The sequence below is a fragment of the Terriglobus sp. TAA 43 genome, assembly GCF_000800015.1.
Classification (GTDB): Bacteria; Acidobacteriota; Terriglobia; order Terriglobales; family Acidobacteriaceae; genus Terriglobus.
On sequence record NZ_JUGR01000002.1, the window covers coordinates 58,271 to 73,895 of the forward strand.

General features: G+C 56.1%; 12 protein-coding genes and 1 tRNA gene. 7 read left to right on the forward strand and 6 right to left on the reverse strand.

Annotated elements, in window-relative coordinates:
• Positions 1-44 precede the first annotated feature (44 nt).
• From M504_RS14880 to tal, 3 genes are all read left to right on the forward strand, one after another.
• Positions 45-227, forward strand: a complete 183-nt coding sequence (locus M504_RS14880; RefSeq protein WP_047495191.1) for a hypothetical protein — start codon at positions 45-47, stop codon at positions 225-227.
• 206 nt (positions 228-433) lie between these two features.
• Positions 434-2,203 (forward strand): FecR family protein, encoded by a 1,770-nt coding sequence (locus M504_RS14885; protein ID WP_047495195.1) that lies wholly within the window; start codon positions 434-436, stop codon positions 2,201-2,203.
• A 204-nt stretch (positions 2,204-2,407) separates the two neighbouring features.
• Positions 2,408-3,493, forward strand: a complete 1,086-nt coding sequence (gene tal, locus M504_RS14890; protein WP_047495199.1) for a transaldolase — start codon at positions 2,408-2,410, stop codon at positions 3,491-3,493.
• Positions 3,494-3,745: 252 nt separating this feature from the next.
• On the opposite strand, the gene M504_RS14895 is transcribed toward tal, so the two are convergent.
• From M504_RS14895 to M504_RS14905, 3 genes are all read right to left on the reverse strand, one after another.
• Positions 3,746-3,821, reverse strand: a tRNA-Lys gene (locus M504_RS14895).
• Positions 3,822-3,956: 135 nt separating this feature from the next.
• Positions 3,957-5,720, reverse strand: a complete 1,764-nt coding sequence (locus tag M504_RS14900) for a carboxypeptidase-like regulatory domain-containing protein (protein ID WP_156993888.1) — start codon at positions 5,718-5,720, stop codon at positions 3,957-3,959.
• Positions 5,721-5,924: 204 nt separating this feature from the next.
• Positions 5,925-7,691: a GWxTD domain-containing protein gene (locus tag M504_RS14905; protein WP_047495205.1), complete on the reverse strand. Its 1,767-nt coding sequence runs from the start codon at positions 7,689-7,691 to the stop codon at positions 5,925-5,927.
• 263 nt (positions 7,692-7,954) lie between these two features.
• Between M504_RS14905 and M504_RS14910 the strand changes: the two genes are divergently transcribed.
• Complete coding sequence (locus M504_RS14910; protein ID WP_047495208.1) at positions 7,955-9,358, forward strand: efflux RND transporter periplasmic adaptor subunit; 1,404 nt, start codon at positions 7,955-7,957, stop codon at positions 9,356-9,358.
• A 20-nt stretch (positions 9,359-9,378) separates the two neighbouring features.
• Entirely contained in the window at positions 9,379-10,128 is a 750-nt protein-coding gene (locus M504_RS14915; protein ID WP_047495210.1) for an ABC transporter ATP-binding protein, read from the forward strand.
• Here the strand turns inward: M504_RS14915 and M504_RS14920 are convergent.
• Both M504_RS14920 and M504_RS14925 read right to left on the reverse strand, forming a co-directional pair.
• Positions 10,125-10,889 (reverse strand): glycosyltransferase, encoded by a 765-nt coding sequence (locus tag M504_RS14920; RefSeq protein ID WP_047495213.1) that lies wholly within the window; start codon positions 10,887-10,889, stop codon positions 10,125-10,127. The genes M504_RS14915 and M504_RS14920 overlap by 4 nt on opposite strands.
• A gap of 51 nt (positions 10,890-10,940) precedes the next feature.
• Positions 10,941-12,833 carry a PAS domain-containing protein gene (locus tag M504_RS14925; RefSeq protein WP_052200881.1) on the reverse strand — a complete coding sequence of 631 codons (1,893 nt, stop codon included), beginning with the start codon at positions 12,831-12,833 and terminating at the stop codon, positions 10,941-10,943.
• 107 nt (positions 12,834-12,940) lie between these two features.
• Between M504_RS14925 and M504_RS14930 the strand changes: the two genes are divergently transcribed.
• Entirely contained in the window at positions 12,941-13,576 is a 636-nt protein-coding gene (locus M504_RS14930; RefSeq protein ID WP_047495216.1) for a lysophospholipid acyltransferase family protein, read from the forward strand.
• An 18-nt stretch (positions 13,577-13,594) separates the two neighbouring features.
• Here the strand turns inward: M504_RS14930 and M504_RS14935 are convergent, their stop codons facing one another.
• Positions 13,595-14,815, reverse strand: coding sequence for a tetratricopeptide repeat protein (locus M504_RS14935; RefSeq protein ID WP_047495219.1), 1,221 nt, complete (start codon positions 14,813-14,815; stop codon positions 13,595-13,597).
• A 74-nt stretch (positions 14,816-14,889) separates the two neighbouring features.
• Between M504_RS14935 and M504_RS14940 the strand changes: the two genes are divergently transcribed.
• Positions 14,890-15,594, forward strand: a complete 705-nt coding sequence (locus M504_RS14940; RefSeq protein ID WP_047495222.1) for a site-2 protease family protein — start codon at positions 14,890-14,892, stop codon at positions 15,592-15,594.
• Positions 15,595-15,625 lie beyond the last annotated feature (31 nt).

Consider the following 15,625-nt stretch of genomic DNA (forward strand, 5'->3'; position numbering starts at 1 on the left):
TGAATGGACGGCACATATTAGGTCAGATGCATGAAGCGATAAGGATGAAACAAACGGCCAGCAGCGCAATGGGCGGTCGCACGGACGAACTTCAGACCATCCGAGCCAACCTCTCTACTGATTTTTATTTCGTTTTGAACGGTGCGGCGGTCCTACGCGTTGGCAGTCGCGTGCCTGCTGGCTTCTCGTTGTCGCATCGCAATAGCGGAACGGTATATAGCTACTAATCTTCTTGCAGCGGATCGAGTAAAAAGCGTTGATCGCTCATCTAAGAAGATAGGGGCGTAAAGAATAGTCCCGGGTTGATGTCAAAAGACGCACCGCCGCCTTTGCTCAAAGCTTTGGCTGCGGCCTATACTCATTCCGTTTCTTGAGGCCTGCCTTAAGCAGTTCGCAGCAGGCACATCAATTCGACCTACGTTGCGAGGCGGATATGAATCGAATAATCGTTGCAGGTTTTACCGTTACGCTGGCAGTCGCGCTCTATTGCTCAACATCAACAGCGCAGACACCCTCCAATACTGCCCCGTCGAGCTCGGCAGACAAGGCTACACTGCATGCCGGTACGAACGATGTTCAATCAGATGAAAAACCCGACGCAGCGAATGCGATCCGTATTGTGCGGCTGAGCCAGGCAAACGGCAAAGTTGAGATGGATCGCAATATCGGCCGCGGCTTTGAAGCCGCCTTCAACAACCTTCCCATCACACAGAGCGCACGACTGAAGACAGATGAAGGCTCTGCAGAAGTGGAGTTCGAAGACGGCACCACACTTCGCCTGATCCCGCAGACAGAAGTGGACTTCACCCAGCTCGGCCGTACGACCATAGGCGCCACCATTTCGTCCATGAACGTGCTTCGAGGAACGGTCTATGTCTCGCTTAACAAGACCAAGGGCAATACGTTCGACCTGACCTCAGGCGACGGCGTTATCAAGCCGCGACCGGGAGCGCATCTGCGATTAGAAGTGAAAGATCCGGAGAGTCGCCTTTCCGTCATCTCCGGCTCGGTTGACTTCACGAACACAGCCGGCTCGTACGAAGTCGGCAAGATGAAGAGCCTCATCTTCAACACAACCACCCATGTATCCGCTGACTTGATCGCAGGTATCGAAGATGCCTCCTTTGACGAATGGGACGAGCAGCAGACCGAATACCACAAGCGTTACTTCCACGGAAACGCTCTTGCAGGCTCTGGTTCCTCCTACGGTCTTGCAGACCTTAATTACTACGGGGCGTTCTCCGATGTAGATGGCTGTGGTCGTGTCTGGCGGCCTTATTTCGCTTCCGCAGCATGGGATCCTTACGCCAGTGGCATTTGGGCCTTGTATCCGGGAAGCGGCTACAGTTGGGTGTCGCCGTATCCCTGGGGATGGGCTCCATTCCATTACGGCTCATGGCTGCAATGCGGCGGGGGCTGGGGATGGCAGCCCGGTGGCAACTGGTACGGACTCGGCGGCCGTAACCCGTATTGGGACCGCGACGCTCGCCATCGCTTTATCAATCAAATTCATCTGCACCCCAACCCGCCGCATCCTCGTCCGATTCCCGGTCAGACAAGCTCTCTGATTGCGGTAAACGCGAAACGGCTCACATTCTCCCATGTCGATCGCGCCACGAGCTCGTTCAACTTCCGCAATGACTCGGCAGGGCTCGGGATTCCGCGAGGCGAATTCGGCAAGCTGAATAAGCTCTCGGAAACAGCAGCGAAAACTGGATCGAGCAACGTTCCTGTGTTTTTCACTCCGTCAAATCAAGCCATCCCTTCGACAGTCGGCCAAAACACTCTCGCTCCGCATGACGCCAGGACACCCGGAACTCGGATTGGGAATACTGGAGTCTTCAATCGCCCTGTCAGTCAAACTCCTGGCATGCACAACACCTATGCAGCGCGAGGCGACAGCAGCAGCCATAGCAATGTCGGCCCCGCCAATGGCGGTAGCTATAACAGCGGCCCACATGCCAATGCCTACTCGGGCGGCGGAGGTGGATATTCCAGCGGCTCACATCCCAGCACGTACTCGGGAGGTGGTGGCGGCAACTCCAGCGGTCCCCATCCAACCGGAGGCGGATATTCTGGGGGGCCTGTCGGTGGTCCTCGCGGCGGTGGATACTCAGGTGGAGGTGTAGGCGCCCCCCACGTTTCCGCGCCTGCGCCAGCCCCCTCAACTGCTCCATCATCCGCCCCGAGTGGACACCGTTAGCGAGTGCGGTTAAACGCTTGGGATAGGGGAAGTCGTGTCCGAATTGCAGGCGTTTCCCGGTGTGTTTGTAATTGCTTGATTCGTGATTCTCTCGGATTCATCGAGATGCGCGTGCACTAGTAGGAACAACAGCGGCGCTTGAAGCAGCACCCGCGGTGCGACGGGGATAAAGAGCGTCAGCAGGTAAGGCCAACAGGAGGGCAAATGAGCGGGACAGAAGAACTCCACAATCTAGGACAAAGCTTATGGCTCGACAACATTACGCGTGATTTGATCCAGAGCGGCACACTGAAACGTTACATCGACGAATGGTCGATTACAGGGCTAACGTCAAACCCCACGATCTTTGAGCAAGCGATTTCAAAGAGTACTTCCTACGACTCGGAGATCGGCAAGCTCTTGTCTGAAGGTCTTTCGGGTGAGGACCTGTTTTTCGAACTCGCGTTGCAGGATCTCACACGAGCCGCCGACCTCTTCTCTACAACTCATCGCCAGACTGCTGGCGTCGACGGCTTTGTCTCGCTCGAAGTCTCGCCCCTCCTAGCTTATGACTCCAAAGGTTCTGTAGATGCGGCAAAAAAGCTACACGGCATGGCGAACAGACCCAACCTCTTCATCAAAATACCTGGAACGAAAGAAGGAAATGCGGCGATTGAGGAGTCTATTGTTGCTGGCATACCGATCAACGTCACTCTTCTGTTTTCCCGCGAACAGTACCTCGCATCGGCAGAGGCTTATCTGCGCGCGCTTGAGCGGCGTGTGACCGCCGGAGAGAGTCTCGAAGTTCACTCGGTGGCTTCGGTCTTCCTTAGCCGCTGGGACGCAGCAACAATGGACAGGGTTCCGACTCAATTACGGAATACTCTCGGTATCGCAATTGGTCGACAGGTTTACAAAGCCTATCGGGATATCCTTGAGTCCGACCGGTGGCAACGGTTGGCCAATTTTGGAGCCCGCCCTCAGAAACTTCTGTTCGCAAGTACCGGCACGAAGGATCCTAACGCATCGGATGTTCTATATGTCGAAGCTTTGGCGGCGCCAAACACGATCGACACGATACCTGAAAAGACCTTGGCAGCATTCCGTGATCACGGCAGAGTGACTCGAGCCATTCCGCGCGATGGAGGAGACTGTGAAGTTGTTCTGGCCGACTTTCGAAAAGCCGGAGTTGATCTGGTGCAACTTGCCTCAGATCTTCAATCGCAGGGTGCGCGATCATTTACTGAGTCGTGGGACAAACTGCTCCAGGCGATCGAATCCAAGAGACAGGAATCGGGAATCCCTTCTTGAGTCTGCATAGGTATCCACTAGACTGCGATCGTCTAGTGTCCAGAACAACCTTGCATGGAATATGCATTGGCTCGAAGCGGTTGGTGCGAAGGTCACCGTTCAACAGAAACTCATGCGTCATACGGATGTCCGCACAACTTTCAACGTCTTCGGATATGTCGTCACGGATGAGATGACAACAGCAGCTAGAAGCGTCTCCAATATTACCTTTGGGACAAAAGGAGCGCAGAATTTCTTAAGTTGTTGATTGAATGGTGGACGCGGTAGGAATCGAACCTACAACCTGTCGATTAAGAGTCGAATGCTCTGCCAGTTGAGCTACGCGTCCAGGTTGGGAACACGCTGAGAACGTACCGAAGAAAAAACCGGCAGGGAGCGGAGAGCTCCGTCACAGCTGCGTTACTTCGTAACTATAGCACACACTGGGGCATGCCTCAAAGCGTTCACAAATGAGGAAAACATCTTAGAAGGTGAACGTCAGCCCGGCCTGCAAAGCACGCGGTGTCTGCGCTAAATAAAGCGTCTGTCCGTCCGTGGAGAGGTACGGTTGATAGCCTTCCGCTAACAAATTCTGTAGATCGACGACTGCTTCCAATCCCTGCGGCAATCCCGGCAAACGTCCCAGTGATTGGCGCACGGAGCACGAGAGATAGGCTCCATCATCACTGACGCGATAAGCATCTACAGCCGTCAATGTCCGCGCTGGCTGCCAGCGATAAGACGCGCGCAGTGTTGTTCCCGTGCGCAGAATCTTTCCATCTGCAAAAGCTGTTCCGGCATACATGCGATCCGGCGAAAGCCCTGCGAGGACGTCGTTCAAACTTCCCTGCTGTTGCACAAAGGCTGCGCGCAAAGCACGTCCTGTAGCGACTTCTGCTCCAAGGCTCAAGCTGTGTGTCACAGGCTGGCGGAACGAAACACGCACTCCGTTGCTGGAATAATCTCTACCTGCCGCACGATAGGTTCCGGTCGTTGGGTCTGCAATAAAACCTTCTGCAGGAATCTCAGCAACAGCCAGTGTTCCCGTGCCACTGATCAATGGATTCTGCAGTGAATCCTGATACAGCGCCACCTCAATCACACCTTCGCCGCGAATCTTCTTTGCAGCGGATATCGCGTGATGGCTTCCCGTCTCCATGCGGAGATGCCCTTTGCGTATCACGGCAACCGGAAGCGGAGCCTGGACACGATCCAGATCTTCAATCGATTCTGTACCGCGCGACCGCGTCATTCCGTAGGCAAGTATGAGGCCACCGGGACCATGCGCCTGCACTCGCAGGAACGGCTCCATAGCCACCGCATTCCCGCTAAGATTCACTTCGCGTAGAACGGATCCTACGTCCACGCGGATCATGTCGCCCAGCTCCATCCGTTCCGCGGAACGAAGCACTGCTCCCTGCAAGCCGGTCTGTCCCACACCGGAAGTCAATTCCGGATGGCCGCTATAGCTCAGAACCGTGCGTGCATATCCGTTCAGGATGGTGCGGCGTTGAAACCCAACGCTCACATCAGCGGATGGAGAGACGGGATAGGGCGTCCTTGGTCCGGACAGATCAGCACGCATAACAGAGCCGCTGCCGTGTTCATCGACACGTGTCAGAACCAGCACTTGGTGGCTGCCGCCGCGTCCAAATCCACCATCGCTGGCCTTCAACGAAACGCTGCCGCCCGTTGCTCCACGGCGGCTTTCCTGCTGGCTCGAGGAGACGCTTAACTGGCCGCCGTCCTCTGTATCGACTGTGTAGGTCTTCTCATCCGCATATCGCAGCATGGGGCGGCTGGCCGAGGAACGCAACGTCCACATCCAGTCATCGCTCGGTTCATTCACGGTGCGACGCGACGCAGGAATCCAGCCGCTGGGAGCCAGCAACGTAGACAATGTCATGTCAACAACAGTGCGCCCACCGCGTGCCAACACCAGATGGTGACGAACCGCAGGCATCAGCAATGCCGCGGTTGCTTTGATGTTGTATTGTCCCGGGCGCAGATTCAACCGGTAGCGTCCGCGTGTATCGGTCACGGCAGAGGCCACCAAACCGGTGTCCGGCAGGATCACCTCCACGAGCGCACCCATCTGTGGAACGCCTTCCGCGTCGCGGATCACGCCGGTTAGCAGTCCGCTTCCTGCCGCATCCACCACGCGCCGCGACTGCGCATCCGCCAAGGGCGAACACGCCAGCGCTGCCAGCGTAAGGAGCATTCCGGATTGCAACGTCGACTGCTTCACTGCGTAGGTGTGCCTTCTCTGCGTATCAGCCTCACCCGGAAAATTCTCATCGTGCGAACCCGGGAAAACGAAATACCTGCGGGTGAGCGGCCATGTCTTGTCTTGCCGAATCTCGTCCCCAAGAACGGGATTCCCATTTACGGAATCCGTCCGATGCACTTACCAGCCGAAGCCGTATCCTGGCGAACCAGTCTGCCCAGCAGTTTACTCCACAACAAAGTTCGCTGTCTGCGAAATCTGCTGTTTCGAAATGCCATCATTCACTTTGATGGCGAGTTGGTACTTTCCGGGTGCCAGGCTTCCCAGCGGGAGGCTCTTTTCCAGAGTTACCTGGTCGGCGTTCGGATTGGTCTTCACGGTGGACTCTGTGGTGTCCAAAACCTGCTTGTTCGTGTCCAGGTTGGTCACCTGGTACTGGATTTCCGCGTTGTTCTGCTTGCTCTTATCGTCAATACCCAGGTTGTACACCTGCATCCAGAAGTTCAGGTTGCTGGCTTTCTTGAACGTAGCCGGAACGCCAGGTCCCGTGGTCACGCTCGGCATCACCTTGGTATTGCCGATTACGAACGAGCCAGCGCCGATTTCCTTCGACGGCACGCGCGTCATGCTGGAAGCCAGAATCAGAGAAGATGCCGACAGATGGTCGTCGTCATACTTCGGAACGTTCACAGACCGCTTCCACGTACCTACATGGTCGGGGTTGTTCACGTCCTTAATGACGATGTCGACCTTGTACATGCCCGGACGCAGCGGCAAAGCCTTCCAGTAGAGCTGGCGCTGCTCCTGCGTCTTCGTCAGGAATTCACTGGGCACCTGCACATTTACCGTGTCTTCAAACGTCTGCACCACACGGTGGTTGATGTTCGACACCTGGCCCAGAATGTTCACGGTCGCGGTGGATACGCCTTCCTTGGTGTTGAACGTCATGTCCTTATTGCGGATCTGGAGAGTCACCGGCACCAGAACGGTGTCGTTCGTGACCTTCACATAGTCCGTGCGGACGTCGAACAGGAACGGCGGTCCCTTCAGAATTTCAGACGTGGTCAGGTAGTGCTCCATGTCCTTGAACTTGATAGGCGGCGCAGCCATGATCTTGGCGTACAGGTTAATGCGGTCAAACTGCTTCGACTGCTGCGAGGTCGCCATCGGGCCGTTGCCAAGCTGTTCCAGGCCGTTGTTCATACGGTCTTCGCGCTTGGCAATACCCATCTGCTCATACAGCGTGGAACCCGCACCGGACACATACTTCAACGCGTCCTTTTCAGAACGGTCAATGGTCAAGTGGTAATCGTTGCATTGGCAGGTATCGACAAATTCCAGATCAATGTTGTCGCCGATGCCCTCGATGTAGCGGTAGTGCCACGTCTCAAATGGGAAGGTCGATGTGGTACCGCCACCTTCTTCAATCGGACGCTGGTATGTGCCACCCGAAGGGTGTGTATCCGTGGAATCCGGCTTGCCGAAAGCAATGTAGATATGGCCGCGATCGGTCTTCCAGCCTGGCTTACCCGCTGCGAAATGCTCGTTCGCGTAGGCAATGCGGCGATAGTGCTCGTCCTTGTACTCGTTCTCTGGCGAATCCGGGTTTGGATTGCGACGTAGCCAGAAATTTTCGACGAAATTTTCGCGCTCTTCGTCGTTCTTCAACTGCTTGAACGCCTGCATTTCCTGGTCCGTGATGATCCACACCACGTCCTGGTCCAGCCACTTCTTCCAGGTGCCGTCCGGCTTCAATTCGTTCTTAAGATATTTCTGCTGCTGCACGCGTTCGCGGTCAGAAAGACGGCGCTTCATCGGGTCCGGTCGCTCTTCCGGCGGCGTGCTCTTGTTCACGGAGGGGACAGCTTCCTGCTGCTGTTGTTGCGAATCAGGCGGGGTCGAGGTCTGCGCGTGAGCGCTTCCGGTCATTACCATCCATCCACAGATCAGCGCCACTGCACCGATCTTTCCCTGCCAGACTGCCTTGCTCATGCTGTTGCTGCTCCGCCAACCCGAACGATATTTCGGGTAACTGTATTGTAAAGACCTAGCACCAGCGGGGCAAGCGACGCATTGGATGCTCTCAAAGCCGTCCCCGAATCGGTGCTACCGCGTCAATTTACGACTGCTATGATGGTTCCGCGACCGGTCCGAACCACTACCCAGCGCAATTCCAGGGTGTAATTCAGGGAACCTTCCCGCGAATCCATCCGTATCCGTGCTGAAACCGTTTGCTGACGGATAGACGAATCTCTATGAAAAAAGTCCTGTTGATTGTTCTTGGCGTCATCCTCCTCGCTGCCATCATCGGAGGAACCATTTACCACAGCCGGTCCGGCGTTACCGCCGTCACCACAGCCAAAGTCACTCGGCAGGACCTGACTTCCGTAGTCACCGGCACAGGTCAGATCAAGCCGAAGAACTACGTAAATATCGGCGCCACTGCCTTCGGTCGTATCACCCGCCTCTACGTGCAGGAGGGCGATCACATCAAGAAGGGCCAGACGCTCGCCACCATTGAAAGCGTTCAGCCAGCGGCCACAGTCGCCGCCCAGGCGGCGAACATCGCCTCCATGAAGACTGATGTCAACAGTTACACCGCCGCGGAGAAGACTGCCGAAGCCAACCTCGTCCAGGCGAAGGCCGATCTCGTGCAGAAAAAGTTCGACATGGATCGTGCGCAGCAGCTTTACGACGCGAAGCTGATCGCAAAACAGGACTACGACGCGAAAAAGGCAGCTTACGATGTCAGCTCTGCCACGGTGCAACAGCGTGAGGCTTCGCTCGCGCAGTCGAAGGCGCAAACGACTTCGGCCGTCAGCCATGTGAACCAGCAGGTAGCCTCGCAGCGCGTGAACTACGACCAGCTCGACCGCACCATCTCACGCGCGCCATTTGACGGCCTGGTCACCAACGTCCCCGTCCGCGAAGGCGAGACGATGGTCACCGGCATCCAAAACGCCCTTGGTTCCACGCTGATGACCGTCGCCGACATGTCTGTCGTCACAGCCGAAGTCAAGGTTGACGAAACGGATGTTGTCTTCGTGAAAAACGGTCAGGCCGTAGACGTCACAGTCGATGCCCTGCCCGGCAAGGTCTTCAAGGGTCACGTCACCGAAGTGGGCGACCAGGCGTTGTTGCGCACCACCGGCATTGCCACCTCGCAGTCCACGACCGGTACGGAAGAAGCCAAGGACTTCAAGATCGTCGTTACCCTCGACAATATCGACGGCCAGAACAACGAGGAGCTTCGTCCCGGTCTTTCTGCCACCGCGAAGATCAGCACTGCCACCGTCACGCAGGCCACCGTTCTACCGCTGCAAGCCCTCGTTTCTCGCGATACGGCTGCAGAGGCTGCGCTGGCCAAGAACCATGGGAAACCAGCGGAGACTTCCGGCGAGGCAGCGTCAACGGAAGCATCTAAGGCCGCGCCCAAGGTCCAGGGCGTCTACGTTCTGCGTAATCAGGACGGCAAGCTCCGCGCTTACTTCACGCCCATCAAGACCGGCATCACCGCTCTGACAGACATTGAAGTACTCAGTGGCCTCAAGCCGGGCGACGAAGTCATCACTGGCCGTTACAAGGTTCTAAGAGAGCTCACCAGCGGCACAGCCATCAAGCGCGACAACAGCTCCGGCAACGAAGCCAAGAGCTCCTGAGCATTACACTGAAGGACACTATGGGTTCAGTAGCAAATTCCGGCGTAACGTGCGATCCGAATGATGTGATCGTCACCAACGACCTCTGGAAAACCTACATCATGGGCGAGCAGGAGGTACACGCATTGCGTGGCGTCAACCTGCGAATCCAGCGAAACGAATACACCGCCATCATGGGTCCGTCCGGCTCCGGCAAGAGCACGCTGATGAATCTCATCGGCTGTCTTGATTCACCGTCGCAAGGCTCCTATTGCCTGAACGGTCATGACGTTTCGCGTCTCACAGATGACGAACTGGCCCGCATTCGCAATAAGGAAATCGGCTTCGTCTTCCAGACATTCAACCTGCTGGCACGCGCATCCGCCCTGCACAACGTGGAACTGCCGTTGATCTACAACGGCACGCCCGCCGCAGAGCGCATTGAACGCGCGAAGTTTGTGCTGGAATCCGTTGGCCTTGGTACCCGCATGGATCACAAGCCCAATGAGATGTCCGGCGGTCAGCGCCAGCGCGTGGCCATTGCACGAGCCCTGGTCAACAGCCCTTCCATCATCCTTGCCGACGAACCCACCGGCAACCTTGATTCGAAGACCTCCATCGAGATCATGAATCTCTTCGAGGAACTACATCGCCAGGGCAACACCATTGTGCTTGTGACGCATGAGCCGGATATCGCAGAACACGCGAACCGCGTTGTCACCATCCGCGACGGTGTCATCGCTAGCGACAAGCCGTCACACAAACTTGTTCCCGTAGCCGCGAATCACTAGCGACTGGGAAAGTTCTGACGGATACGTAGTAGGTCGGTGAAGGAACGGATAAAGTCGTTCAATTTCACTTTCGAACCCGGTACGTCGATCCACGTCTGCAATGGCAGTTCGTAGATGCGTCCATCCGGGTTCAGCCCCTCTGCTCGCCACGAGTTCAGGAACCGAGCCAGTATCTCCACGTCGAAGATCCATCGCGACACAAAGGGTTGCCGCAGCACCTGCTCCAATCGCGGTGTAGCGCGGAACACCTTCGCGCCGCACTGCGAATCGTAGATAGCCAGTTTCAGCATGATCGACACCGTCGTTGCGAAGACGCGTCCTGCATAGTGCCGCATGGGATTGCGGGCAACATGCCGCCCCAGCAGTCGAATGCGGGCTCCAAATACCATCTCGACTTCGGGCCGCGTTTCCAGCACTTCGCGAAACTCTGGATAGGCATCCAGCGGCGTTGCCAGATCTGCATCCCAGAAGCCCACGGTGTTTCCGGGCACCGTCTCCATGGCGTGCAACATGCCTTTGCGAACGGCTTCGGCCTTACCGCCATTCGGCTGAATATCCAGCAAGGAAGTTTGTCCCGGATGCTCTGCGCAGAAAGCCTGCAAACGCGCCAGCGTGCCATCGCTGCTGCCGTCGTTGACAAACAAAAAATGCACATCGGGCTGCGTCGCAAGAAATGCAGCAAACGCGTCCGCGTAAAAACGAAGCTCTTCGTTATAGCAGGGCACGACCAGAGTGCAGCATGGAATCGGCGTCAGATCCATAGTTGGGCCAGCCGCCTCCTCATGCAGCACAAGCATCATGCTAACGCAGCACTAGGCCTGAAGTTCAGGCGATTCACAAGGAAGGAACAACGCGAATACCGTACCGTGCAACATCGTTCCCTGCGCCGATCGAAGCGTCAATCGACCATGATGCCGATCCACAATCTGCTTTGAGATCCAAAGCCCAAGCCCGTTGCCGTTCAAATCCTTGGTGGTGAAGAACGGCTCAAACAACCGCCGCTGTGTGCTGGAAGACATGCCTGTACCGGTATCAGCCACGGAGATTCTCACGCCCGCTGCACCCGTCTGCGGGTTCACTGCATCGTGAGCTCGTACGAACAGCCGCCCTCCGGTTCGCATCGCATCCATCGCGTTCGAAATCAGGTTATTCAACACCTGCCGAATATCGTTTTCAAAGCATAGGATCGGAGCCACCGTACTGTATCCGGCCTCCACATGAATGCCACTGTTCAGTAGCCTGCCGGCAAACAGGTTCAGCACAGCATCCACCAGCTGCGCCGATGTCACGCGCGTTGGCTTATTTGCCTGACGATGAAAACGCAGTGTCTGCGTGGCAATCTGCGAGACCCGCACAAGTTCATCCTGCGCCAGGGACAGGTAGGAACGAGCCTCTTCCGGCAGTCCGTCCACTCCCTGCACCAGGTACAGCAAATTTGTTACGGCTTCCAGCGGGTTATTAATTTCATGAGAGATCGACGAAGCCAGTCGTCCTACCGCTGCCAGCTTCTCACTCTGCACCAGCGCCTTCTCCGCCTTGCGTAACTGCGTCACTTCCAGGACAGCCGCGCTGATCGCACGCACCTCACCCGCCTCATCCATGATCGGCGAGTAGTTCACGTTGAAAGATCGAAATTCGCCAGGCCGGGTTCGCAACTCCGTCTCGTAGAGCATGTCGCGAATCGACTCGCCCTTTGACACGCGCTCCCGAAACAGATTGGGGACAGCAGGGTCTACCACGACATCTTCAATCCGCTTGCCAATCAATTGTTCCGGTGGAATGCCTACCACTTCGCTCTGACGGTCATTCACCCGCAGATAACGAAACTCCTTCGGCTCAAAGAGGGACAGCCCAACGGGAGCTGTTCGATAGACCGCTTCTAGTTCCGCCTTCTGTCGCTCTGTCTCCGCCTTCTCCGCCAACAGCGCGGCTTCAGCCTGCTTCGAACGCGTAATGTCGCGAAAAAACAATACGACGCCATCCGGCGCCGGCTGCGACTCCAGGCGAAACCATCCATTGAGCGGCTCGGGATAATATGCCTCGAACGTCGTGGCGATCCTGTCGTTCATCGTGATGTAGAGGTTCTCAACGTAGGGCGACTTCTCGTAGATCGTTTCAGGAAACATGTTCCAAACGTTCTGCCCTAACAATTCCCTGCCATCGCGCTGCAGAATCTCCTTCGCCCGGCGATTCAAATACGTGTAACGCCACTCCTGGTTCAGCACGGCAACGCCGTCGGATGTCGCTTCAAACACCTGCTGCAATTGCACAGTGAGCTTGGCTGCCTCATCCTGTGCCTGATGCAGCTCAGTCACATCGCTGAAGATCACAGCAATGCCACTGAAAATAGGCACGGCTCGCAGATGAATCCAGACCTGGAACGGCGGATAGAAGAACTCCAGCTCCTCCATCACGCGCTGCTCCATCACGCGACGGTATTTTTGTTCCTGGTCGGTTCCTACCGATGCCGGAAACAGCTCCCAGTGCGTTGGGCCATTCAGGTCTTCCGGATGCAGTCGGCTGATCTTCTTTCCCAGTTCATTGGCATAGGTAATGCGCCAGTCCCGATCCATGAACAGAACGCCGTCGGGCAGATTGTCCAGTACCTCGCGAAGGTCTGTGGTGACATCCGCAGCCATCACCGCCTGCTCCCACGCAGACGGTCTCGCCTCAGACTTCTGATTGTCCTCAACGCCATCTTTCATGAACGGTTTCCGGGGATAACTGGACACAGTCTATGTCACACCTGTTGCAGAACGAAGTCACCTGTCAAAAACAGAATCGACAAGCTATCGACATACAATAAATCGCGGTGGCGGACTTCACCCAAAAACAACGAATTCTTCTGGCCATCGTTCCACGCGTGGCTAGCGGCCTCTTGCATCTTGTGGGCGCTACCTTGCGGTGGCAGACCACCTACACGCCACTTGCACGCCCCGCCGATGTCTATCCCACCGAACCCGACGTCTACGTCTTCTGGCACCGCTGTCTTCTACTGGCAGCATGGCGGTATCGGCACCTCGGCATCCGCATCCTGATCTCGGACTCCTTTGATGGAGAGTTGATCGCGAGGCTGGTTCAGCGCCTTGGGTTCGTTCCCATCCGCGGCTCATCCTCGCGTGGAGGCGCAGCAGCGCTCCTGGCAGCGACACGTGCCCGCACGGAAGGCTACAAGGTCGCCATCACGGCCGATGGCCCACGCGGCCCTAACTACATCGCCAAGGAAGGCGCAGCCGCCATCGCCAACCGGAGCGAAAGCACCGCGTCCTGCTTTTACCTTCACCCCGAAAGCGCATGGACGCTGAAAAGCTGGGACCGCTTCCTCATCCCCAAGCCCTTCAGCTGCGTCCGCATCGTCTGGCAAGACCCGGTTTCCTTAACCACAACGCAGCAACTCCAGCAACTGCTGAACGAAGCAGTAAACCAGGCAGAAACGCCCTCTCAATGACCTGAACGCCTGTAATAGCTATGGGCCATGAACGATGTATTTAGCCACGTAACCGTGCATCAATTCACGATGAGCATCACGATAGGCTCGGAAATCATGAGAAATGCCCTCATCCACGTGATTGAGCAATACCCAACTTTCCAGCATCCCGTCTTTATCTAAGGCCGCAAGCGTTTTAAGAGATGGGTCTTTGTCGACAACCTTTGCTTCTTTCGCACTTTGCAACACCGCTCTCAAGGCGGTCGTCTCAATCTCTAGCGAGTGCCTTACCGGTTTTCCATCCTTCGAGATCATGGAACCTGCGAGGACAAGTTGATAGGTCATCCATGCCCCCGCAGCGGGATTTTTGTCTGTTCCTGGATCGACAGTGATCGTAATACTGCCAGGTTTCTTGTTGTCTGTTGACGGGGCGGCCGGTGTCTTGATCTGTGGAGAGCCCAGTGTATGACCGGAAGCACGCGCCCATCCGTCCAGGTAAGCCCAGGTCGCGCGTGTATAAGGCTCACACAATATCCCCTCGATGATCTTGTCTTCCGCTTCGGGAAACTTTTGTTCCGATATCAAGACATCGCCCCAAAAGCGATACGCGGTATCGCGGTTCGGGTCAATGGCAACAGCCTTGGCATACATACGTTTAGCCGCGTCGAGCTGCTTCATCTTGAAGAACGCATCACCCTCGAAAAGCGCCGCTTCGTAGTCGTTTGGGTTGAGTTCCAAAGCCTTGTCGTACAAAGCGATCGCACCCTGCATATCGCCTTGGTTGAAATGCTTCTCAGCCTCGTTAAGAACAGTCTTGGCTGGTGTTTCAGAGGCCGAATTAGGCTTTGCCGCAAGCGCGTTTCTCATCGCTTCCTGCATGACCTGCACATGTGGAGAGTTGTTTCCGTTCTTCGCTGCCAGGTCAAAGAGTGTCTGCGCTCGTTCCAGATGCCTCTGCTTCTCTTCTCCGGATGCTTGCGCCGCCAATCGAACTTCTAGACCACCAAACTCTTCCGCAATCACCCCATTCTCTGGGCGCTGTCGCAACGCGTCCTCAAACAACGGAAAAGCATCCTTGAGCTTGTTTTGTTCTCGCAACGCTTTTGCGCGTTGGAACTCATCCTGAACCTCAGCATCACTTTTCGGGCCTTTGCCCACAGGAAGCTGAATGGTTCCCGGTGGAACGATCGCTTGTGCGAGAAAGGAAGCAGGCTCAACGCTGACCAAGGCCAGAAAAAGGAAAGAAGCGAACCGAAGCATGTTCCTTTAGACACCAGCCCGTCCACTTTGGCAAAGAATATTTTGCCGGCCGGGAATGCTAACATCGGCATGGAATGAGCCAGGAAACCGCACTCGTCCTCTTTGAATTTGTGGCGTTGATCTTCGCCTTTACCTTCCACGAATTTGCACACGCGTGGACGGCCTCCTACTTTGGCGACCAGACAGCGCGCATGATGGGTCGCGTCACGCTCAACCCCATCAAGCATCTCGATCCAATTGGTTCCGTGGTGCTGCCGTTGCTCTCTGCTTTCACCCACATGCCGCTTCTCGGCTGGGCCAAGCCGACGCCTGTCACCACGCGCAATCTCCGTAACATCAAGCGCGACGACATGCTGGTCACCCTTGCCGGTCCCGCATCGAACCTGCTGCTGGCCATCGTTTCGCTCATCCTGCTGCTGGCCATCAAGCACATCTTCAAAAACGGAACGGACGCCGTGTTCAATGCGGTTGACTTCCGCCATGGACTGGTCGACGCCTCTCTCTCGGGCACTTCGGTGATCTATCCACTGGCGCTTCTGTTTTACTGCTCGGTCGTCATCAATATCGTGCTGGCCATCTTCAACCTGGTTCCCATTCCACCGCTGGATGGCTCGCATATTCTGCGTAATTTCCTGCCATACAACATCCAGCAGCGCTACGACAGCATGACCGGCATTATCAGCATTGTCGTATTTCTGGTACTCATCCGTACACCCATCCTCGGCTGGTTCTACATGCCGGTACTCTCCATCTTCGATCATCTGATCGTGCTGGCCTGATGCATCTCTGAAACGACGCAGTTTCAGCTAT

Excerpts from the sequence above, each read along its gene's own strand:
- M504_RS14880 (WP_047495191.1), top strand. The coding sequence starts at position 45 with ATGAAACAAACGGCCAGCAGCGCAATGGGCGGTCGCACGGACGAACTT.
- M504_RS14885 (WP_047495195.1), top strand. The coding sequence starts at position 434 with ATGAATCGAATAATCGTTGCAGGTTTTACCGTTACGCTGGCAGTCGCG.
- tal (WP_047495199.1), top strand. The coding sequence starts at position 2,408 with ATGAGCGGGACAGAAGAACTCCACAATCTAGGACAAAGCTTATGGCTC.
- M504_RS14905 (WP_047495205.1), bottom strand. The coding sequence starts at position 7,691 with ATGAGCAAGGCAGTCTGGCAGGGAAAGATCGGTGCAGTGGCGCTGATC.
- M504_RS14910 (WP_047495208.1), top strand. The coding sequence starts at position 7,955 with ATGAAAAAAGTCCTGTTGATTGTTCTTGGCGTCATCCTCCTCGCTGCC.
- M504_RS14915 (WP_047495210.1), top strand. The coding sequence starts at position 9,379 with ATGGGTTCAGTAGCAAATTCCGGCGTAACGTGCGATCCGAATGATGTG.
- M504_RS14920 (WP_047495213.1), bottom strand. The coding sequence starts at position 10,889 with ATGGATCTGACGCCGATTCCATGCTGCACTCTGGTCGTGCCCTGCTAT.
- M504_RS14925 (WP_052200881.1), bottom strand. The coding sequence starts at position 12,833 with ATGAAAGATGGCGTTGAGGACAATCAGAAGTCTGAGGCGAGACCGTCT.
- M504_RS14935 (WP_047495219.1), bottom strand. The coding sequence starts at position 14,815 with ATGCTTCGGTTCGCTTCTTTCCTTTTTCTGGCCTTGGTCAGCGTTGAG.
- M504_RS14940 (WP_047495222.1), top strand. The coding sequence starts at position 14,890 with ATGAGCCAGGAAACCGCACTCGTCCTCTTTGAATTTGTGGCGTTGATC.